Here is a 19,909-nt window from a genome sequence, read left to right as displayed (position 1 = left end):
CGGGCTGATGATTGATCCCCTCAAGGGACGCGGTCTTGCCGAGGAGGTCTCATCACGCCGACGGGGGCCGACGTTGCTGTACCCTGCTCCATCCCTTGCGACGTTTCTTGTCAGGTCCATGCTGGAGAGCTCTGGAAGAGGCCGGCGGTTCTGCCGGCCGTCGTTGAAACTCCCCTTTATCGCCCCGGATTCCATAAAACTTCATTAAATGGGGCGAAATGGGGCGGCGTTCGGGGCGACCAATTGGGGCGATGGCCGTGGTAACACGGATATTGCGGTAATTCGGTACCGGTATGCCGTTTTTGCATCGGCCCATGCGAATTGGTCGATTCTCACGCAGGAGGGAGCCGCCGTATGGTTGGGGCAACAGAGAAAACACTTGAGACCGAGGTTCCCGCCATGACCCTGCATCAGCTGACCCAGACCGCCACCGTCGAATTCGACCTCCGCCTGGCCGAAACCGTCCGCCGCGTCGCCGCCAAGGTTCAGGGGTTCATGGCCGCTCGCCGGCTGGAGCGGGAACTGGCCATGCTCGATCACCGCGAGATCGCCGATTTGGCGTTCCGCCGCTGAGTTTTCTTTCGCGTATCCTCCCCTATAAGACTTCGGGCCGGTTCCCATTGGGAACCGGCCTTTTTCTTATGCGGAAGCCTTCTCCAGCACGGCGGCGAAGAAGCCGTCGGTGCCGTGAGCCCGCGGCGACAGCCGTAGCCAGGGGCCGGGAACGGGGCAGGGGGTGCCCACCAGTTCCGCCCACAACTCGGGAACCGGGACCGGGCGATAGTCGGGATGGGCGGCCAGGAAGGCCTCGATGCGGCCTTCGTTTTCATCGGTCATGATGGAGCAGGTGGCGTAGACCAGACGCCCGCCCGGCTTGGTCAGCCGGGCCGCGCTGTCCAGGATGGCGCCCTGGCGGACCACCAGTTCCAGCAGGTCGGTCTCGCCCAATTGCCACTTGGCGTCGGGGTTGCGGCGCCAGGTGCCGGTGCCGGTGCACGGCGCGTCCACCAGCACCCGGTCGAACGAACCGGCCGAGCGCTTGATCCACTTGTCGGACTCGCCTTCGATCACCCGCCGGGTGACGTTGTGGACGCCGGCGCGGCGCAGACGGTCCTGGGCGCGGTCCACCCGCCACTCGGCCACGTCGCAGGCCACCAGGCGGCCCTTGTTCTGCATGGCGGCGGCCAGCGCCAGTGTCTTGCCGCCGGCTCCGGCGCAATAATCCACCACGGCCTGGCCGGGTTTGGGGTCGGTGAGCAGCGCCACCAGTTGCGAGCCTTCGTCCTGCACCTCGATCAGCCCGTTGCGCCAGGCCTGGACCTGGACCAGCGGCACGCGGGCGCCCAGGCGCAGGCCCAGCGGCGACAGGGCGGTGGGCTCGGCCTTGATGCCTTCCTTGGCCAGGGCGCGGATGGCCTCTTCCCGCGTCGCCTTCAGGGTGTTGACCCTGAGGTCGAGCGGCGCCTCGTCGCGCATGGCGCCCATCTCGGCATCGAGGTTATCGCCATACAGCGCCGAAAGGCGCGGCGTCAGCCATTCCGGATACTCGCCGCGCACATGGGGCGGCATGTCGCGGTGGAACAGGCTTTTCTGCCCGGCCAGCATGTCCAGCACCCGGCGCTCGGGCGGCTCGGGCGGATAGGCCGAGTGGGGGCCGCGGAACAGGTCTGGCTCCGGCCTGATGCCCTCGAAGATCATGTCGGCCAGCACGCGGGCCCGCGCGCCCCCCTTGCCTTCGGCGTTGGGCCGCTCGGGGTGGTCCAGATGCTCCAGCCACCAGTCGATGCGGGCCCGGCGGCGCAGCACCCGCCAGACCACTTCGGCCACGGCGCGGCGATCCTTGGCACCGATATAGCGGCGCTGCTTGAAATAGAACGATGCGACCGAATCGGCCGGCTTGGCCGACTTCTCGATTTCGGAAAGCACCTCGATGGCGGCCTGAAGGCGTGCGGCGGGAGTCATGGGCGCATAAATGCTGTAAATCCCCGTTCATCGCAAGTCCCGCATACCACCCTGGACGACAGGCCGGATTGACAGTCCCCGCGCCACGGGTGTCTAGTCTTCGCCCATTAATGTCATTGGAATAAGTCGAGATGGCCGTGATTCGCGCCGTGTTGCTGTTGGCCCTCGCTCTGGTGCCCGCCGCTGCCCAGGCCGGGCCGGAACCCACCTTGGATAAGGTCAAACGCGGCGGCACCATCGTATTGGGTGTGCGCGAGGCGTCCTACCCGCTGTCCTACCTCGATGCCGCCAGGCAGCCGGTCGGCTATCACGTGGAAATCTGCCGCCGCATCGCCGAGGCGGTGAAGACCGAACTCGGCCTTGCCGCCCTGGAGGTGCGCACCGAGGTGGTGACCTCCAAGAACCGCATCGGCAAGATGGTCGACGGCGCCATCGACCTGGAATGCGGCTCGACCACCAACAACGTGGCGCGTCAGGCCCAGGTGGCCTTCGCCCCCACCACCTACGTGGCGTCGGTACGCATCGCGGTGAAAAAGGCCAGCCACATCTCCAAGCTGACCCAGTTGGACGGCAAGGCGGTGGCGACCACCGCCGGCAGCACCAGCGTGCAGTTGCTCAAGGCCCGCGTCCAGGGCCGCGACATCAAGGTGAGCGAAATGTTCGGCAACGACCACGCCGAATCCTTCCGCCTGCTGGAAACCGATCAGGCCGCCGCCTTCGTCATGGACGACAACCTGCTGGCCGGGCTGATCGCCAACTCGGCGGCGCCCAAGGATTACGAGATTCTGCCGCAGACCCTGAACACCGAGCCCATCGCCATCATGCTGCGCAAGGGCGATCCGGCCTTCAAGGCGCTGGTGGATCGGACGGTGAAGGCAATGATGGCCTCGGGCGAGGTGGGACGGCTGTACGCCAAGTGGTTCCAGTCGCCCATTCCGCCGGTCAACACCGCCCTGGATTTCCCCATGAGCCCGGTGCTGGCCAGCCTGATCAAGTTCCCCGGCGACGATCCCGCCGAGGCCTTCCGGCCGGAGGAGTGAGGGCGGCCAACCAGTCTTCCGCCCGTAGCCCGGCAACACGATTGAATTCGTCGAGATTACCGGTGATCACCATCAATCCCCGGCTGCGGGCATGGCCAGCGATCATCAAATCGTAGGGGCCGATGGTCTGGCCTTTGCGTTCAAGATCGGCGCGAATATCGGCGTAATGCGCCGCCGCATGGGAATCAAACGAGAGGACATCGAGGCGCGCGGCAAAGGCTTCGACCTGCTGGCGAATTTCGATCGGCCTCGATGATTTCTCCGCACCGACCAGGAGTTCGGCCAGCGTGACCGTCGAGATGCACAGATTTGCCGCTTCGGCATTGAACCGTTCGCGCAGACCGGCGGGACGGTCACGCAGCACGCGAATGCACAAATTGGTATCGAGCATGTAACGCAACATGGTCAGAAGCTTTCCCGCTCCTGCATGTCCGGCTGTTCGCGATCCGGCAGTCCCACCCCAGGAGCCGCGAAGAAATCGTCCCATATGGCATTGGCGGGAACGACAATCCGGCGGGCGCCATCGCGCAGAATCGCCACTTCCTTGACCCCTTCGGGGAAGGCCACGTCCTTGGGCAGGCGGACGGCCTGTGAACGATTGCTCTGGAACAGGTTCGTACGTGTCATCGCCGGCCTCCGCCCTGGGATATCGTCATTGTATATCCCAGGGCGGCGCCGTGTCAAAGAGGACTGGAATTCAATCGGTCTTGTAGTTGGGCGCTTCCTTGGTGATGGCCACGTCGTGGACATGGCTTTCACGCAGGCCCGCCGAGGTGATGCGGCGGAAGGTGCAGCGGGTCTGCATATCCTTGATGGTGGCGTTGCCGGTGTAGCCCATGCCAGCGCGCAGGCCGCCGATCATCTGGTGGATGACGGTGGTGACCGGGCCCTTGTAGGGGACGCGGCCCTCGACGCCTTCGGGCACCAGCTTCAGCTTGTCGCCGACCTCGGCCTGGAAATAGCGGTCGGCCGAGCCGCGCGCCATGGCCCCGATGGAGCCCATGCCGCGATAGGACTTGTACGAGCGGCCCTGGAACAGGAACACCTCGCCGGGGCTTTCCTCGGTGCCGGCGAACAGCGAGCCGATCATCACGCAATCGGCGCCCGCCGCGATGGCCTTGGCGATGTCGCCGGAATACTTGATGCCGCCGTCGGCGATCACCGAGACGCCGTGCTTATGGGCCACCTCGGACACTTCCATGATGGCGGAAAGCTGGGGCACGCCCACGCCCGCCACCATGCGGGTGGTGCAGATGGTGCCCGGCCCGATGCCGACCTTGACGGCGTTGGCGCCGGCCTTGATCAGGGCCAGGGCGGCTTCCGGGGTGGCGATGTTGCCGCCCACCAGTTGGATATGGGGCGAGGCCTTGCGGATCTCGGCGATGGTGTCGATCACGCCGCGCGAGTGGCCGTGGGCGGTATCGACCACGACGACGTCCACCTCGGCCTCGATCAGCTTCATGGCGCGGGCGAAGCCGTCGCTGCCCACACCGGTGGCGGCGGCGACGCGCAGCCGCCCCTTCTCGTCCTTGGCGGCGGTGGGGTGGGCCTGGGCCTTCTCCATGTCCTTGACGGTGACCAGCCCGATACAGCGGTAGTCGGCGTCCACCACCAGCAGCTTCTCGATGCGGTGCTGGTGCAAAAGCCGCTTGGCCTCTTCCTTGTCGACGCCTTCGCGCACGGTGACCAGCTTGTCCTTGGTCATCAGCTCGTAGACCGGCTGGGCGGCATCGTTGGCGAAGCGCACGTCGCGGTTGGTGAGGATGCCCACCAGCTTGCCCGAGCCGCGCTCGACCACCGGAATGCCGGAAATCTTGTAATCGGACATCAGGCGCAGCGCGTCGGCCAGGGTCTGGTCGGGGTGGATGGTCAGCGGATTGACCACCATGCCGGATTCGAACTTCTTGACCTTGCGGACCTCGGCGGCCTGGGCGTCCATGTCCAGGTTCTTGTGGATGACGCCGATGCCGCCGTCCTGGGCGAGCGCGATGGCCAGCCGGCTTTCGGTCACCGTGTCCATGGCCGCCGACAGCAGGGGGATGCCCAGTTCGATGGACTTGGTCAGCCAGGTGCGGGTATCCGCCTGCGCGGGCAGCACGGAGGATTCCGCCGGGACCAGCAGAACGTCGTCGAATGTAAGGGCTTCCTTGATGATCATGCCGCCTCCGGGGGGGTGGGGTCCGGTTAGTGGCGCGCCATCATACACATTCGTGGCCGCGTCTCAAGCATCGCCTCGTGGAGAGCCATGTGCCGGGAGGATTGCCGCCATGCCTTTCCCGCCCAAAGGCCGAACGGTGGTATAGTAGTGGGTGGTGGGAAGCCTTGTTCAACATTCGGTGAGGGAGGCTCACATGGCAAAGCCCTGCACATGGATTTGCGTCGCCGATGGAACCCGCGCCCGGTTCTTCCATTGCGATGGCCCCGGACGGGATATCGTGCCGGCCCTGAACTACATGCTGGCCGCGCCGTCGCGGGCTCATAACCACGCCATGACCACCGACCGCCCCGGACGGACCTTCGATTCCGCCGGAATCGGCCGCCACGCCTACGACGAGGGCGATTGGCAGGACGAGGAGAAATGCCGCTTCGCCGGCCGGGTGGCGGCCCAGTTGGACCGCGCCGTTCTCGCCCACCAGTTCGACCGGCTGGTGGTGGTCGCTCCGCCGGCCATGATGGGCGAGTTGCGCAAGCACTTCTCCGACTTCACGCGGCGCATGGTGGTGGTGGAGGTGGTCAAGGACCTGACCCACGCCACGCCGCGCGAGATGCAGAGCCACCTGACCGAGGCGCTGCTGCATTGAGGCTGGAGGTTTATTCGGCGGAACCGCGGAAGCCGGTGGCCACCACATAGGTCTCGGCCGAGCCCTGGCGGCTGGCCGGCGGCTTGGCGTGGCGGACGGTGGTGAAGTTCTTCTTCAACTGGTCGAGCAGGGTCTTCTCGGTGCCGCCCTGGAAGACCTTGGCGACGAAGGTGCCGCCCGGCGTCAGGATCTCGAGGGCGAAGTGCAGCGCCACCTCCACCAGGCCGATGATGCGCAGGTGGTCGGTGGAGGGGTGGCCGGTGGTGGGGGCCGCCATGTCGGACAGCACCACGTCGGCGGGGCCACCCAGGGCCTCCTTCAGGCGGTCGGGGGCGTCGTCGGCCAGGAAGTCGCCCTGCAGCGTGATGGCGCCGGGCAGCGGGTCCCATTCCAGGATGTCCATGCCGACCACCTTGCCGCCGCCCTTGGGCTTCAGGGCGCCGACCTTGTCCACCGCCACCTGGGTCCAGCCGCCGGGGGCGGCGCCCAGGTCGACGACGCGCAGGCCGGGCTTCAGAATATGAAAGCGCTCGTCCAACTGGATCATCTTGAAGGCGGCGCGCGAGCGATAGCCCAGGCGCTTGGCTTCGTGCACATAGGGGTCGTTGAGCTGGCGCTGCAGCCACAGGGTGGACGACAGCTTGCGCCTCTTGGCGGTCTTCACCTTGACGGTGAGATTGCGCGAGCCGCCGCTCGGACCCGAGCCGGTGGTGCGTCCCGAACTCTTCTTGCCCCCCCCCTTGCTTCCCGTGGCCGCCATCAGTTCCGTGCTCCCAGGGTTCCATCTTCGCGCATCATATTCAGCAGCACGCCTTCGCGCACGCCGCGATCGGCGACCCGCAGCTTGCCCAGCGGCCACAGGCGGCACACCGCCTCCAGGATGGCACAGCCGGCCACCACCAGATCGGCGCGTTCCGGCCCGATGCAGGGATGGGCGGCGCGCTGGTCGTGGGTCATGGAGGCCAGCTTGCGGGTGACGGCGGCGATGTCGGCGAAGCCCAGTTCCAGCCCGTCCACCTGGGAGCGGTCATAGCGCTCCAGTCCCAGATGCAGGGCGCCCAGCGTGGTGACGGTGCCCGAGGTGCCCAGCATCTGCACCATGTTGCCGGTCAGCATGGCGCCGATGGCATGCAGCGCCTCGAACGGGCGGAAGGCGGCACCGATGCGTTCCACCACCCGGTCGTAGCCGGCGTTGGACGCCAGGTCGTGCGCCCATTGCTCGGCCAGGGTGACCACGCCGGTGGGAATGGACTGGATGCCCATCACCTGCTGTCCCTGCGAGGAGTTGCGTACCCAGACCAGTTCGGTGGAACCGCCGCCGATGTCGAAGACCAGCGCCCAGGGCACGCCCGGGTCCAGCAGCGAGGCGCAGCCGCCCAGGGCTAGGCCGGCTTCCTCGCTGGGGCTGATGATATCGGGCTTGAGCCCGGTACGCTCGGTGATGCGGCTGGTGAACTCCGCGCCGTTGCTGGCGCGGCGGCAGGCCTCGGTGGCCACCAGCCGGGCCCGGCCCACCCGGTTGCGCTCCATCTTCTCGGCACAGGCCTCCAGCGCGTTCAGGGTGCGGACCATGGCCGCCTCGGACAGCACGCCGCTGGCGCCCAGCCCCTCGCCCAGCCGGGTGACGCGGGAAAAGGCGTCGATCACCTTGAAGGTCCGGCCCTGCGGGCGCGCCACCAGCATCCGGCAATTGTTGGTGCCGAGATCAAGGGCGGCGTAAATCGGCATGGTGCGGGACGAGGACGAGGAGGCGTAAGCCAAAAGCGGGACTCTATAATTCGGGGCGGCGGATGTTACTCCCAAACGGGCATTGGTGGGAAGCACCCTGTCCCGACAGGCGGAAACCCCCGGATTTCCGCCCCTTTGCGGCCAATTTCCGTCTTCGCTCTTTCGCCATTGATCCGGCCGGGAGCCTGTGTTAGAAGGTGCGCCTCTCGTGGTTACCCCGGTCGTCGCCGGGGGTACGGACCACCAGCCGGACTGGTGGGGGATCGTCTAACGGTAGGACAGCGGACTCTGACTCCGCCAGTCTAGGTTCGAATCCTAGTCCCCCAGCCAACCTATTTTTCTCAACGAAATCAACGACTTATGTCGGTTCTGCCTTTAAGCGGGACTCCATAGGCTTTATTTGAGATAGCCCTAGCTTTATGTGGGGCGGATTCGTATGCCGTTTCCTGTGGAAACATCCGTCGAATCATATGGTTGTTGCTGCACGGGTGTCCTGGATTGCGGCTCCTCCAGGGTGCGGTGACGAATCACGAATGCACACGGACTTTCCGGATTCGTCTCGTCTATAGGCTGCTCCCTTCGATCACGGGAAACGCAAGCCTCTGCGCAGCCCGATGAGTCCTCTGCCCTGCGCCTGGTGGCGGTCGGCAGTGCTATGATCCTCGGCCTCCACTTCGGTTGGAGGCTGGGCCGATGCGCGACGATGACCGCTGGCCAGGGCACCCCAGGCTGTTGCCCGACGAGTCTGTATCTTCATGGTTCACCCGAACCGCCGCTGCCAATGGCCTGCGGCCGAGCGAGCTTTACCGCATCGTCCAGCCCGGCGGAGACCGTAATCCCCGTGATCTCGACCGCCACGCCGACGACTGTTTGCTGGACCTGTTGGCGGGGAAGACGGGGCTGACGGTCGAGGACCTGAAGCACGCCACCTTCCGCCGCTGGTCCGGACGCCTGTTCGAGTACGACGACGGTCTCTGCAAGTTGGCCTGGTTACCGCCGGCCGGGCGCGAGGGTGGGCGGCGCTGCTTCGGCCAGCAGATTTGCCCCATGTGTCTGCGGGGCGATGCGCAGCCCTATCTGCGCCTTAACTGGCGGCTCTCCTTCTTCACCATCTGTCCGATCCATGGACGCCTACTGCTGGACCGCTGTCCGATCTGTGCCGAGCCGTTCAGTATCCTGCGCCAGGATGGGCGGGGCACTATCTGCTGCCCGGGCTGTGGCGCCGACCTCCGCGATTTCAGTGGGGATGAACCTGCACTCGACACCGTCCCCGTGCAGCGCGATCTGCTGGAGCTGATCCGGGAAGGGTGGCGAGGCCTCGGCGAATACGGGCCGGTCTATTCCTTCGCGGTGTTCGAGATGCTGGCCCAGCTGCTCCGTCTGCTGGCCGGCGGCAAGAACGCCCATGCCTTGAGGCTCTGGTTGGCCGAAAGTGCCCCAGGACTGGCGGTTCGGCCGGAAAGTCTCCCTCGGTCTCGGGATGGCGCCCTGCTGACCCCGCGCGCCCGGGGTGTGCTGGTCGCCTTGGCCTATTGGCTGCTGGCCGACTGGCCGCATCGCTTCGTCGAGGCTGCCAAGGCGGTGGGTATGACCAGCACCGATCTGCGCAAGCGTCCGGTGGGCGAGTATCCCTTCGCCTATGCTCACGCGGTGGACTGGCACCTGAAGGAGCCGCACAAGGGTGACGCTACGGAAGAGATCATGGTGGCAGCCCAGGTGCTTCACGACCATGGCCAGGCGGCCAGCCATCGGAACCTGGTGGCCCTGTGCGGAACCAAACTCGGCTCCATGGGCGCTGTGGCCGAGCCCGTGGCCTCCGGTCTGCCCTGGGGTAAGGGGCGTTACTGGAAGTTGGATGGCGTCTCGCCCGAGGTGAAGGCGGCCGCCCGCCGGGCCGCGCACCGTGCCGGCGAGGATGTCGGGCCATGGCTGGATGCCCTGCTTCGCCGGAAACTTGGGCTTGGTGCCATCAAAACACCTTTTGATGGTCATGATCCCGACACAATCACGCCCGACGGTAATGTTGATTGTAAAGAGTGATGGGGGACACTCGATGCCCGTGCGCAAGATCGGCCTTTGCTATCGCAGTGTCAGTGGACGGGTGCCCATGGGACAGGGGCGGCCCGGCGTCCAGGTGGAATCAACCCTGGAGCGGGACTTCGCCTTGCTCTGCCGCTTCGATCCGTCCGTCGCCGGCATCGAGGAACAGCCGGTGCGGATTGAGTACGACGATGCCGATGGCCGTGCCCGCTCCTACGTGCCCGACTTCCTGGTGACTTATCGTAGCGGTCGGCCGGTACCGCGTCTGGTCGAGATCAAATACTCCACCGATCCCATGCTGACCTCCGGACAGTTGGACGGCCGGTTCGCCGCTGCCCGCACCTATGCCCGCCGCCAGGGCTGGCGCTTCCAGGTGATGAGCGAGTTGGAAATCCGCACGCCCCGGCTGGAGAACGCCACCTTCCTGCTGCCGTTCCGAGGCCGCCCCGTTGCGGCCGGTCTGCGTGAGGCTTTGCGCTCGGTCCTGCGGAAAGGTGGCCCGAAAAATGTCGCGTCGCTCGCCGACGAGATGGCCGAGGCGCTGGGCTTGAGCCGGCCGGAGGTGTTGCCCGGCATCTGGACCTTGGTGGCGGAGTTCCAGGTGGCGGCCGACCTGGACTGCCCCCTGACCATGAATACCTTCGTTACACCGGCAAAGGAGAAGCGGCCATGAGCAATGGATTCAGCTTTCAGCCCGGCGCCTCAGTTCTCTGGCGTGGCAAGCGCTGCACCGTCGTCGAGGCGGTGACGGCATCCTCGGTGCTGCTCGACGTCGGGGGCGGGCAGGACAAGGAAGTGGTGCCTGTCTCCAAGTTGCGATCGCTCAAGGATGTGGAGTCCGCTCAGGCGGATCGCAGCTTGGACGCATTGGCTGCCGAAGACCTGGCCGAGGCCAAACGGCGTTTCGCCATCATCAAGCCGCTGGTGCGCTGCGAGCGGCGGAGCGAAGAGGATGTCCAGCGCGTCGCCGAACAGCATGACGTTCCTCGATCCACGCTGTATCGCTGGATCAAGCGGTACGAGGGGCGGAGGCGCATGACTGACCTTGCTCCCTCGCGCCGTGGCCGCAAGATGCCCAAGCGCCTGTCGCCCGAGGTCGAGGCGATCATCGCCAGCGTCATTGATGAGAAATATCTCTCCAAGCAGAAGGCCAGCGGCGAAGAGGTCATCCTGGAGGTCCATCGCCATTGCCGTGCCGCCAGTCTATCGAAGCCCTGCGCAGAGACGGTTCGTGCCAGGCTACGGGCCATCGACCCGAAGGAAAAGGTGCTGAGGCGCGAGGGTAAGAAGGCCGCCCACGACAAGTTCGGGGCGGTGAAGGGCAACTTCCCCGGGGCGGATGCGCCGCTGGCCGTGGTGCAGATCGACCACACCTTGCTCGACATCTTGGTGCTCGACGAGGAGATGCGCCTACCCATCGGCCGTCCGTGGCTGACCCTGGCTATCGATGTCTTCAGCCGCATGGTGGTGGGCTATCACCTCTCGCTCGACAATCCCGGCTCCTTCGCCGTCGGCCTCTGCCTGTGCCATGGGATGTTGGACAAGGCGGCGGAACTGGAGCGGCTTGGCGTTAAGGGCGAATGGCCGGTCTGGGGTAAGCCCCGCATGATCCATTCCGACAACGGCAAGGACTTCCGTAGCTACCTGATCCAGGACACCCTGGACGAGCACGATATCCGCTACGAATTCCGCCCGCCGAAGACGCCACATTACGGCGGTCACATCGAGCGCCTGGCCGGGACTCTGGCGCGGAAGGTTCACGCCCTTCCTGGGGCGACCTTCTCCAATCCCAAGCAGCGCGGCGAGTACAAATCCGAGGCCCAGGCGCGGATGACGCTGCGGGAACTGCGGTCCTGGCTGCTCAACCTCATCGTCGGCGTCTACCACAACAAGGTCCACAGCGGGATCGGCTGCCCACCCCTGGCCCGGTGGAACGACGGGATCATGGGCAACGACCGGTTTCGGGGTATCGGTCTGCCCGAGCCTATCGCCAACCCTCGGCGGTTGCGCCTGGATTTTCTGCCTTTCAGAACCAGGACAGTTCAGTCGGAAGGTATCGTCTGGGACAAGATCTGGTACCGCGATCCGCTGCTATCCCAGTGGGTCAAGACCGACGAAGGCCGTCGGCGGCGGAAGTTCAAGGTCCGCCGTGACCCTACCGACATCTCCAAACTCTACTTCCTCGATCCGATGCTCAATGATTACGTCGAGATTCCCTACCGCGACACCGGCCGGCCATCGATCTCCCTGTGGGATTACCGGGCGGTTGAGGCATGGCTGCACCGCCAGGGCAAGGCCGCCGAGAACGAGCAGGCGATTTTCGACGCCTACGAGGACATGCACCGCATCACCGCCGAGGCAACCCGCCAGACCAAGCGCGTGCGTCGTGAGCAGGCCAAGAAGCGAGAACTCGGCAAGCATCGAGCCGAACTGACCCTGGACCCGCCGCGCCCACCAGCGGAATCGCAGGCGAAGCCCAAGGCCATGCGACGTCGCGACGGCCATCTGGCCCTGGTGGTCAACAACCAGGAAGCCGATCCGCCGAAGCCCAGGCCGACATCCAACGACTTCGATTTTGATGATGCCGAGATCAAGAGGGGGGTAGAAGAATGGTGACGCCCGATCTGTTCGCGCTGAATCCGGCGCCCATGCTGCCGCTGGATTTCCCTCAGGATGAGCTTGAGGGCCGCATCCGCCGCATTCGCAGCCCGCGCTATGTCGCGTACGAGGCGGGCGAAGCAATCCTCGGCCGTCTCGCCTGGCTGTACGACCACCCCAAGGTGGTTCGGCCGCCGTGCAGCCTGATCTATAGCGACACCAACAACGGCAAGACCGCCCTGGCGCAGAAGTTCGTCCGCGACCACAGCCCGGCGGAAGATAGCCCCGATTTTGGCAAGCGCCCGGTGGTCTATGCCCATGCCCCGCCCTATGCCGATATCAGCGGCCTCTACGATGCGATCCTGCGGTCACTGGGCGCCCCCTACCGATCGACGGCCCGGCCCCAGGCCAAATGGGACCAACTGCTCCAACTGCTGACCGCCGTCGGCACCCGGGTGCTGATCCTCGACGAGGTGAGCAACTTCCTGATCGGCAAGGTCGATCAGCGCTCCATGGTGCTGAACAGCCTGAAGAGCCTCAGCAACGAGCTGAAGATCCCTGTGGTGGCCATGGGCACCCAGGATGCGGTTCGGGTCTTCCAGACCGACCAGCAATTGGGCAACCGGTTCGAGCCGATCGGCATCCCGCGCTGGAGCGTCAGCCGGGAGTACGCCCTGTTCGTGGCACGCTACGCCCAGAGCCTGGAACTGCGGCAGGAGAGCGATTTCCGCTCGAAAGAGTTGATCGGCCGCATTCATGCCATGTCGGAGGGGCTGACCGGAGAGACCTGTAAGCTACTCGCGCTCGCCGCTGAAACCGCGATCCATGCCGGTCGAGAGATCATCGATATGGGGACGCTTGATCAGGTGCCGTGGGTGATGCCGAGTGAGAGGAGACGGGCGGCGAGGTGATGCGATAGCCTGATCGACGGGACTAAAATGCCGAAAAGGAGGTGAGACGGCACATCAGATCTTGCCAGACTCGCACTTTTCAGATTCTATGGGCACCAGTAATAGTGATATTGGTGGGTGCTCATTATGCGCAAATTGCGAGCGATCGATCTCTATTCGGGTGTAGGGGGGTGGTCACTTGGCCTGCGCCTCGCTGGCATCGATGTGATCGCCTCCTATGAGTACTGGGGGCCCGCTAACGAGACAAATTTCAAGAACAATTCCCATCAAGCCCAGACGGTCGACATCCGTCGACTTTCATTTGAAGATTTGCCGACGGACATCGACGTTGTCGTGGGCAGCCCGCCATGCACGCAATTCTCTTTCAGCAATCGCGGCGGTGGCGGAGACATTGCGGACGGTCTTGAGGACATCAAGCGGTTCCTGGCCATCGTCGATCATCTTAAGCCGCGCGTCTGGGCAATGGAGAATGTACCGCGCGTAGCGAAGATCATCGAGGCAGAGCTAGAAGAGGGCGGGAAGCTCGATGCATTCCGCCATCTGGGTTGTGTCACGCATATCGTCGATATGGCGGAATATGGGCTGCCACAGCGCCGTCGCCGGTGCATCGCCGGCAACTTCGACATCGATCTGCTCGAAGACTATCGCGCGGCGGCCCAGCCCCGGACTCTCGGCGAGATCGTTGCGGCGCTCTCCTCGGACCCAATCGTAGACCCTCTCTTCGGCCTCTCGATCCCGCGTTCGGACCTCACAGATCATGTCGCAGAGGATGCGCTGAGCGAGGAGGAAGTCAGGATAAACTGCGCCAACAAGACGACGCACACCGTGTACAACGCAATGCCTTTCCCGGACCCGCTCGATCGCTCTGTACGCACGATCACCGCCACATGCACTCGAGTCTCTCGTGAGAGCATCGTCATTCAAGCCGCAGAACCCGAAGGCGCCTTCCGACGGCTTACGCTTCGCGAGCGCGCAAGCCTACAGGGCTTCCCCGTGACATTTCAATTTTATGGGGCGAACTATGGTCAGAAGCTGCGGATGATCGGCAACGCCGTACCGCCAGCCTTTTCCTATCTGATGGGACACGTCCTCCAGGGGCATTGCTCTCGCGCCGTGCCAAGCCTTTCAATGGCGGCTCAAGGCCTCACGCGACCCAAACCTTTGCCTCTCGAAACGCCGCCCGATCGAGTTGGCGCAAGCTATCCAGCGAGTAGAACCTTCAAATTCGCGATCCCAAGCCTGCAGCTTAAAAGCGGTGTCCGCTTCGAGATATGCAATGACACCTCCAGGCCCGTTGTCGAGTGGCGGCTGGCCTTTTTCTTCGGTACCTCAAAAGCGATCAAGAGCTTGCGTCTCGATGCAGCCTTAGCGAAGTGTCTCTCGGCGCAAATGCCGGAGGCACTGGCTATCGCCGTCGAGCCCATCCTCTCCAAGGCGTGCTCCTTTATTGCCAAAGCCGATATCGCCAATATGCAAGCGCTCTGGGCGCACCGAGGTCCTGGCGGCACGCGCGCCTTCATGCTGCTTGATATGCTGGACGAAGTTGGGACCGCCCTCGTCGAGGCGATTAGTGCTCACCAGGGTCAGGCCTGCAAGCTGATTGATTTCGCACTTGTGGCGGAGTACGGAGACGCGACCAGTGGCCTTCCTGGCGTCGCCAAACTGCACCGCAATGCGGCTCTCATTCTGTCCGGTCTATTGCTCGGTTCGGTGGTGAACCCATTGTTGGCGGATCGGGGTCGGGCAGCGGTGCGTACCAAGAGGGACGCCATGTGTGCGCTGCGGCCGGGTGAGCTTGCATTCTCGTCGTCTATATAGGCGCTATGGCAGATAGGTTAATAACGGAGCAACGCAGCGCCCACATGGCGTGCATTTGGTAGTCGGACACGTGGAAGGGGGGGGCGTGCAAGCCCTCTGATACTTGCCGGTCTCCTCATTGGATCTCTATCCAATGAGGAGCTTAAAAGGCATAAAGTTGAAGTATCGGTACTTGTCCTGACCGGGGCTGCCAGTTGACAATAGGTGTCTATTCCGATTCGCTGAGATACTTCCTTAGGCGCGCCCAACTCTCTTCAGGAAGCTGACTTATAACATTGATAAGTTTTTGGTCTCCGCTTGCCATGACAACCTTCCTGACGCTCTCCGCCATAGCTTCTCCTGCTTGGACGTCTTCTTCTTCGATGTCCATGCCACGGACAATTGCGCCCGTTCTTAGTGCCTCATCCAGGCTCAGGCTAAAATCAGACCCAAATACAGTGCCGCAGTGCTGGCAAGCGGTTGCGCTTAGTTGATTAAGTCCGCTGCACGACGGGCATGGCTTGAACTTAGGGGGCGCTTTGGGGAATTCAAATCCGCAGACATCACAAAATTTTGCTCCGAGCGGCGCTTCGGTTGTGCACGATGGACATTTTTTTGTTTTCGGCTTCTCGTCGTCCTTAAGAGCATGGGGAGGCATCTCCTCTTCCACGCGCCGGGCGAATGTCTCCAATGTATCGAATGAGGGCATAACCACATAAGCCCTGGTATCGTCGTTTGGCCCGTTGGTTCTGACAACTCGCCCATATAGCCTGCCGGAAAGCAAGTTCCGTAAGTGCACTAGGAAGATATATTAAAACGCGCAGCCTATGTATATCTACGCCCTCAGAAATCATGGCGACAGAGACAATCCATTTTTTGTCCGTATGACGAAAGCTGTCTATTCTATTATCAGCGTTAGGCAATTGACTATGAACAAGTGTCGGCGTCTCCCCTTCCATTAACTCAATAAGCTTAACCATGTAGTTGGCCATTTCAATGGAAGGGGCAATAACCAATCCACCCGCGTTGGGCATGCGGTGCCGAAGATCGGCCAACTTAGCGCTGGCCCACTCGACCATTGTTCCCTGGTAGCCATCGAGTCGTTGGAGTCGTTTTATCCGCTTCGTATTGAGGGGCGCAGGCCAGCTTGTAGAAATCAAGGGCTCTCTGGAGTCCTGGAATTCGCTTCAAATTTGGAGTGAGCTCCGCAGGATGCTTACTTGATACGAATATCTTTTCACCATCATCAAGATCTACCGTAAACTTTCCTTCGTGGCGGTGAAATGTTGCTGGGCGACAGTACCCAAAATCTACCGCTTCTCCATAAGAGAGCGTGTAAATCCCTCCTTCGGGGTGGTCGATAGCTCCTAGATCGTCATATGCCAACCAGACCGATTTCTTCGAATCGGACCGGATCGGCGTACCTGTCAGGACAAGGACATATTTTGCGTCTGCGAAGGCCGAGTCGGCGCTATTGCCCCAAGCGGCGGAAACAGCCGCGTGATGATGCTCGTCGCAGATCAATAAAGTCCGGTGTGACCGGCAGACAGCCTGGAATGCATCCTGAAGATTTTGAACGGCAGCCCATGTAACGCCAACGTCATACTCAATTTCAATTTCGCTGCCAGCAACTTTTCCCATAAAGCGGGATGTTATGTCGAAAAAATCTTTCGTCCACTGCTTAACTACCTCAACGCGAGGTGCAATAACTATAACGCGATCGATGAGGTTTTTATCAATTAGCGTCTTTGCAATAGAGCATGCTAGCTTTGTCTTTCCAGCACCTGGCGCTGCATTAATGAGGAAATGCTTATCGTCTCCCTGATCAACGAGCCATTTCAAGGCCTTTTCTTGAGCCTTTTCTTGCCATGGGCGTAATTTTACCATCTTGTCGCCTTTCCGGAGATTGCATCTAGGACAAAGCGCCTGCCCATTTAGTAATGTCGTTGTGCCATTGCGTGAAAATGGGATGACGTGGTCTGCATGGTAGCTCTTTTCCAGTCTTTCATTGCAGATTGCACATCGGCCACCACTTATCAGGGCCAATATGAGCCGCTGCCTTAACGTAAATAGTCGCCTCACTTTTCTACCCAATATTCCGTTATTTTAATCTCTCGTATTGGTAGATTGGCGGGTGGCTGCAAATACAGCGTACTTATTTACTCTGACCATTGCCGTGGCATATGGAATTGTGCGCGATTTGATAACCCAGCCTGCCTGCCGTAATTCGTAGACAACTTCGGGAAGGTTGGACACGCCGAACAAAATCAGCGCCTCCAAACGTGTCGTTGGCAGACCAGAAAGCAGGTGTTCCTTAGCTGCCTGAATCATCCCGGTGGTGTTCGCCTTTGCCATTCTTCACCTAGAAGGTTGTCAAGATATCGATATATTTGCGCAAGGCTGTCTGGTGTAAAATTATCAATGCTACGGATGCAGCGATTCTCAAAAAAATATATAGCCCATCCACCGTCTCTCATTGCGATATCAACCGGGAGAGATCGTAACGATCTACTCTCGCGTGGAGAATCTGCAATTTCATCATCGACAACATCAATTGAGTAGGCTGCTAAAATATGGTGGGCTAGACGAATCAGATCGCCGGATGATACCTCTGCGCCGACGCATCTCCTCAGTTCTGCATAGATTTCTTTGAGTCGCGCGTGCTTTTGCATCCCCTCCACCAATGGGGGTATAATGCAACGTGTTGTGGAATGTTGCAAGTGCAGCTCTTGGCCAATAGCGCTTCTGACATTGCGCCATCTCCGCATTAAGTGTGGTGTGGGGCGGGCGTAAAATTGCGGTGACGAACTAATAGTGGGCAGGGCAGTCAGGCTTCTGAGCGACCGAACTGCACCCGCAGCACACGTTAAAGCTTGTCGAAGACAGACCCAATCCTCGGCGCAAAGAGACGCTCATATGTCTTCAAAAGGTAGGTGTCCGTCATCCCCGCAACATAGTCGCAGATATCGCGCAGCGGGTCAGAACTACGCTCATATTTGGCAAAAATATCTGACGGAAGAAAGCTCTTTGGGTCGGACCTCAAAACCTCAAACACCGAGATCACCATCATCTGTCCTTTGAATTCCAGATGCTGAACGCTCGGAGATAGTATGACTTCGTCACGAACGAAGTCCTTCACAGCTTCAACGAATTGTGCGACCGGCTTAGGGAGGTAAGCGCGAAAGCGCAGGCGCGGTTCCTCAAATTCTGGAAGTTCCATAATTGCTACGCTGGGGATAACAAAATTCAGAATACGGTTGATCTGGTGCTTTCGCTCGGCACCATCAGCAAAAATGCGCCCGATAAGACCTTCGTAGACGTCGTTTCCATATTTGCCAGCGTAGTTCGAATTGAGATAGTCGAGCAGACCTTCGCACTTCTTGGGAGTCACGTGCCGGCGGAACCCAGCTTCGTCTACCAACCGCAATGCCAGTGCATCCTCCATGTCATGGATGCCGAAACTTATGTCATCGGCAAGGTCCATAATGCTGCACGCAAAGGACTTGTGCCGCGCCTTAGCGTGCTTCTCCGGTTGCGGGTCACTAGCTTGAAAGAGAGACCTATCCCCTTCAGAAAGCGGCTTAAGCAACCAGGAAACAACGTCCGCCTCGCTATCCATGTAGCATTTGGGCGGCTTGGACGCCTTGCGATCAAGCAGCGGGGTGCCACTAGTATCGGCAAGCATTCTCGGAACGATTCTTGGATTTGCAGCGGCACTATAGGCCACTGGGTATTTCAGTACACCAAGCAACGCCTCGCGGGAAAGGTCCGCACCATCGGCGCCTGAGAATTTTTCTAGTCTTGAGAGAATGCGAAGAGTTTGCCCGTTCCCCTCGAAGCCACCGTTCTCCCGCATGCAGTAATTCAGCGCAACCTCCCCACCGTGACCGAACGGCGGATGGCCAAGATCGTGCGTACAGGCGACGGCCTGTATCATACTTCGGTCTGGAATATAACCAATCGCATCGTGATTAGGGAAACTGTGGAGCAACTGGGCACCAAGACCCGCTGCAATTTGGGCAACCTCAAGGGAGTGTGTCAGCCTCGTGCGATAGAAGTCGCTGTCACCTAGATTGAGGATCTGGGTCTTGCCTTGTAGCCGCCTGAACGAAGCGGAGTGGATCACACGCCCGTAATCGACATCGCCTGGTGTACGAGCATCCTGGGGGTTTTTTTGCCAGCCGGATCGCCGCTCAAGCCAAACCATTATTATGCCCCCTATACATCTGTGGCCATCATATCATGGAAGGCCGTCTGGGTCCGAAGCGTGAGGATTTTCCCATATCCGCTCTCGTGAAATCGTTGGCAGGCTCGGATGTCAGTTAGAGGCGCAATTTGCCTCCCAGATCGAGGCGATTATTCATATTCTTGGAGGTTTGAATAGGAGCGGTGCCCTTTACTCCTGTTGAGCTTCGCAAGGCCAGTTCTATCGATGCACTCCTGAAGGTACTTGATCAACTCATCGGCCCGCTCGACAGACAGATTTTTCCAATGAGCCCGGAACCGTCTCTCCAAGTTCTTTCGAAACCTAGCGGGGTTAAAGCTGCGGGCCTGGAATGGGTCCTTGCCCGCAAATTCGATGTATCGTCTGATCAGGTAGTCGATGTAGCGGAGCAGTTTCTGGTCCGCGCCGATAGTACCTGGCGCTGGAGCGATCGTCACTTTCTTGGTCGAGGTTCGAATGTTCACGGTTTTGGCGCCGTTGACGATAACGTCGCCCGATACCTGTTCCACGGAGAGGTTCCGGACGTACACCTGCAGGAGCCTTTTGGCGATGGCTGCGTCGCCCGCCTGTACATCGCGCCCAAAGCTGCGTTCATGGGTCCGTTTCATCTCGCGCAGCTTTTCGGTTGAGTGTTTCTCTGGCTGAGCGTCGACCTCCTTATGATGGTCTCCACAGAGAAGGATCAGGTTGTCATAGGCGTTCCGGTCCTTGTCTGTCTGTGTTGGATCAAATCTGGGGCCGCCTGGGCTTCGCGCATTGATGTGGCAGACCTCCACCATGACGGTTCCCGTCGTGCGATCAATCACC

The 19,909-nt window shown here is 61.4% G+C and carries 19 protein-coding genes and 1 tRNA gene; 9 read left to right on the top strand and 11 right to left on the bottom strand.

Features of this window, described 5'->3' with window-relative positions:
- The first annotated feature begins 399 nt into the window (after positions 1-399).
- Positions 400-573 (top strand): hypothetical protein, encoded by a 174-nt coding sequence (locus CP958_RS26425; RefSeq protein ID WP_170958970.1) that lies wholly within the window; start codon positions 400-402, stop codon positions 571-573.
- Positions 574-639: 66 nt separating this feature from the next.
- Here CP958_RS26425 and CP958_RS13155 read toward each other — a convergent pair whose 3' ends face one another.
- Positions 640-1,962, bottom strand: a complete 1,323-nt coding sequence (locus CP958_RS13155) for an RsmB/NOP family class I SAM-dependent RNA methyltransferase (protein ID WP_096702410.1) — start codon at positions 1,960-1,962, stop codon at positions 640-642.
- A 131-nt stretch (positions 1,963-2,093) separates the two neighbouring features.
- On the opposite strand from CP958_RS13155, the gene CP958_RS13150 reads away from it, so the two are divergent.
- Positions 2,094-3,002 carry an amino acid ABC transporter substrate-binding protein gene (locus CP958_RS13150; protein ID WP_096702409.1) on the top strand — a complete coding sequence of 303 codons (909 nt, stop codon included), beginning with the start codon at positions 2,094-2,096 and terminating at the stop codon, positions 3,000-3,002.
- Here the strand turns inward: CP958_RS13150 and vapC are convergent.
- The 3 genes from vapC to guaB all read right to left on the bottom strand — a co-directional run bounded on the left by vapC (position 2,953) and on the right by guaB (position 5,160).
- Positions 2,953-3,405 (bottom strand): tRNA(fMet)-specific endonuclease VapC, encoded by a 453-nt coding sequence (vapC, locus tag CP958_RS13145; protein WP_096702408.1) that lies wholly within the window; start codon positions 3,403-3,405, stop codon positions 2,953-2,955. The genes CP958_RS13150 and vapC overlap by 50 nt on opposite strands.
- Positions 3,406-3,407: 2 nt before the next feature.
- On the bottom strand, positions 3,408-3,629 hold the full coding sequence (gene vapB / locus CP958_RS13140) for a type II toxin-antitoxin system VapB family antitoxin (RefSeq protein WP_096702407.1): 222 nt from the start codon (positions 3,627-3,629) through the stop codon (positions 3,408-3,410).
- Between the two features lie 70 nt (positions 3,630-3,699).
- Positions 3,700-5,160 carry an IMP dehydrogenase gene (gene guaB, locus CP958_RS13135; protein WP_096702406.1) on the bottom strand — a complete coding sequence of 487 codons (1,461 nt, stop codon included), beginning with the start codon at positions 5,158-5,160 and terminating at the stop codon, positions 3,700-3,702.
- Positions 5,161-5,353: 193 nt separating this feature from the next.
- Between guaB and CP958_RS13130 the strand changes: the two genes are divergently transcribed.
- Positions 5,354-5,803, top strand: a complete 450-nt coding sequence (locus tag CP958_RS13130; protein WP_096702405.1) for a host attachment protein — start codon at positions 5,354-5,356, stop codon at positions 5,801-5,803.
- A 10-nt stretch (positions 5,804-5,813) separates the two neighbouring features.
- Here CP958_RS13130 and CP958_RS13125 read toward each other — a convergent pair whose 3' ends face one another.
- Positions 5,814-6,563, bottom strand: a complete 750-nt coding sequence (locus CP958_RS13125; protein ID WP_096702404.1) for an RlmE family RNA methyltransferase — start codon at positions 6,561-6,563, stop codon at positions 5,814-5,816.
- The gene (locus CP958_RS13120) at positions 6,563-7,564 is read right to left on the bottom strand and encodes a Ppx/GppA phosphatase family protein (protein ID WP_347337839.1); all 1,002 of its coding nucleotides are present in this window, start codon (positions 7,562-7,564) and stop codon (positions 6,563-6,565) included. Before CP958_RS13120 ends, CP958_RS13125 begins: the two co-directional genes overlap by 1 nt.
- Positions 7,565-7,787: 223 nt before the next feature.
- On the opposite strand from CP958_RS13120, the gene CP958_RS13115 reads away from it, so the two are divergent.
- The 6 genes from CP958_RS13115 (at position 7,788) to CP958_RS13090 (ending at position 14,898) form a co-directional block, all read left to right on the top strand.
- A tRNA-Gln gene (locus CP958_RS13115) sits at positions 7,788-7,861 on the top strand.
- A gap of 363 nt (positions 7,862-8,224) precedes the next feature.
- Positions 8,225-9,571, top strand: a complete 1,347-nt coding sequence (locus tag CP958_RS13110) for a TniQ family protein (RefSeq protein ID WP_096700596.1) — start codon at positions 8,225-8,227, stop codon at positions 9,569-9,571.
- 13 nt (positions 9,572-9,584) lie between these two features.
- Positions 9,585-10,244 (top strand): TnsA endonuclease N-terminal domain-containing protein, encoded by a 660-nt coding sequence (locus tag CP958_RS13105; RefSeq protein WP_242442720.1) that lies wholly within the window; start codon positions 9,585-9,587, stop codon positions 10,242-10,244.
- Entirely contained in the window at positions 10,241-12,187 is a 1,947-nt protein-coding gene (locus CP958_RS13100; protein WP_096702403.1) for a Mu transposase C-terminal domain-containing protein, read from the top strand. Before CP958_RS13105 ends, CP958_RS13100 begins: the two co-directional genes overlap by 4 nt.
- Positions 12,181-13,080 (top strand): TniB family NTP-binding protein, encoded by a 900-nt coding sequence (locus CP958_RS13095; RefSeq protein ID WP_096702402.1) that lies wholly within the window; start codon positions 12,181-12,183, stop codon positions 13,078-13,080. Before CP958_RS13100 ends, CP958_RS13095 begins: the two co-directional genes overlap by 7 nt.
- A gap of 126 nt (positions 13,081-13,206) precedes the next feature.
- Positions 13,207-14,898 (top strand): DNA cytosine methyltransferase, encoded by a 1,692-nt coding sequence (locus tag CP958_RS13090; protein WP_141400513.1) that lies wholly within the window; start codon positions 13,207-13,209, stop codon positions 14,896-14,898.
- A gap of 208 nt (positions 14,899-15,106) precedes the next feature.
- Here CP958_RS13090 and CP958_RS26650 read toward each other — a convergent pair whose 3' ends face one another.
- The 5 genes from CP958_RS26650 to CP958_RS13070 form a co-directional block, all read right to left on the bottom strand.
- Positions 15,107-15,547, bottom strand: coding sequence for a zinc ribbon domain-containing protein (locus CP958_RS26650; protein ID WP_197706404.1), 441 nt, complete (start codon positions 15,545-15,547; stop codon positions 15,107-15,109).
- A 386-nt stretch (positions 15,548-15,933) separates the two neighbouring features.
- Complete coding sequence (locus CP958_RS26645) at positions 15,934-16,764, bottom strand: DEAD/DEAH box helicase family protein (protein WP_242442885.1); 831 nt, start codon at positions 16,762-16,764, stop codon at positions 15,934-15,936.
- Positions 16,765-16,983: 219 nt separating this feature from the next.
- A complete protein-coding gene (locus tag CP958_RS13080) occupies positions 16,984-17,232 on the bottom strand; it encodes a helix-turn-helix domain-containing protein (protein ID WP_096702400.1) in 249 nt (82 codons plus the stop codon).
- Between the two features lie 511 nt (positions 17,233-17,743).
- A complete protein-coding gene (locus CP958_RS13075; RefSeq protein ID WP_096702399.1) occupies positions 17,744-19,084 on the bottom strand; it encodes an anti-phage deoxyguanosine triphosphatase in 1,341 nt (446 codons plus the stop codon).
- A gap of 149 nt (positions 19,085-19,233) precedes the next feature.
- Complete coding sequence (locus CP958_RS13070; RefSeq protein WP_141400399.1) at positions 19,234-19,908, bottom strand: HNH endonuclease signature motif containing protein; 675 nt, start codon at positions 19,906-19,908, stop codon at positions 19,234-19,236.
- Position 19,909: the final 1 nt, after the last annotated feature.

It is taken from the genome of Magnetospirillum sp. 15-1 (assembly GCF_900184795.1).
In the GTDB taxonomy this organism is placed as follows: domain Bacteria; phylum Pseudomonadota; class Alphaproteobacteria; order Rhodospirillales; family Magnetospirillaceae; genus Phaeospirillum.
This window is presented reverse-complemented; position numbering and strand designations above follow the sequence as displayed.

What these genes read in the sequence shown, in the direction of transcription:
- CP958_RS13075 (WP_096702399.1), bottom strand. Translation starts at nt 19,084, where the DNA reads ATGGTTTGGCTTGAGCGGCGATCCGGCTGGCAAAAAAACCCCCAGGAT.
- CP958_RS13105 (WP_242442720.1), top strand. Translation starts at nt 9,585, where the DNA reads ATGCCCGTGCGCAAGATCGGCCTTTGCTATCGCAGTGTCAGTGGACGG.
- CP958_RS13155 (WP_096702410.1), bottom strand. Translation starts at nt 1,962, where the DNA reads ATGACTCCCGCCGCACGCCTTCAGGCCGCCATCGAGGTGCTTTCCGAA.
- CP958_RS13125 (WP_096702404.1), bottom strand. Translation starts at nt 6,563, where the DNA reads ATGGCGGCCACGGGAAGCAAGGGGGGGGGCAAGAAGAGTTCGGGACGC.
- CP958_RS13150 (WP_096702409.1), top strand. Translation starts at nt 2,094, where the DNA reads ATGGCCGTGATTCGCGCCGTGTTGCTGTTGGCCCTCGCTCTGGTGCCC.
- CP958_RS13090 (WP_141400513.1), top strand. Translation starts at nt 13,207, where the DNA reads ATGCGCAAATTGCGAGCGATCGATCTCTATTCGGGTGTAGGGGGGTGG.
- CP958_RS26425 (WP_170958970.1), top strand. Translation starts at nt 400, where the DNA reads ATGACCCTGCATCAGCTGACCCAGACCGCCACCGTCGAATTCGACCTC.
- vapC (WP_096702408.1), bottom strand. Translation starts at nt 3,405, where the DNA reads ATGTTGCGTTACATGCTCGATACCAATTTGTGCATTCGCGTGCTGCGT.
- CP958_RS13080 (WP_096702400.1), bottom strand. Translation starts at nt 17,232, where the DNA reads ATGGCAAAGGCGAACACCACCGGGATGATTCAGGCAGCTAAGGAACAC.
- CP958_RS13100 (WP_096702403.1), top strand. Translation starts at nt 10,241, where the DNA reads ATGAGCAATGGATTCAGCTTTCAGCCCGGCGCCTCAGTTCTCTGGCGT.
- CP958_RS13110 (WP_096700596.1), top strand. Translation starts at nt 8,225, where the DNA reads ATGCGCGACGATGACCGCTGGCCAGGGCACCCCAGGCTGTTGCCCGAC.
- CP958_RS13130 (WP_096702405.1), top strand. Translation starts at nt 5,354, where the DNA reads ATGGCAAAGCCCTGCACATGGATTTGCGTCGCCGATGGAACCCGCGCC.
- CP958_RS26645 (WP_242442885.1), bottom strand. Translation starts at nt 16,764, where the DNA reads ATGGTAAAATTACGCCCATGGCAAGAAAAGGCTCAAGAAAAGGCCTTG.
- vapB (WP_096702407.1), bottom strand. Translation starts at nt 3,629, where the DNA reads ATGACACGTACGAACCTGTTCCAGAGCAATCGTTCACAGGCCGTCCGC.
- CP958_RS13095 (WP_096702402.1), top strand. Translation starts at nt 12,181, where the DNA reads ATGGTGACGCCCGATCTGTTCGCGCTGAATCCGGCGCCCATGCTGCCG.
- guaB (WP_096702406.1), bottom strand. Translation starts at nt 5,160, where the DNA reads ATGATCATCAAGGAAGCCCTTACATTCGACGACGTTCTGCTGGTCCCG.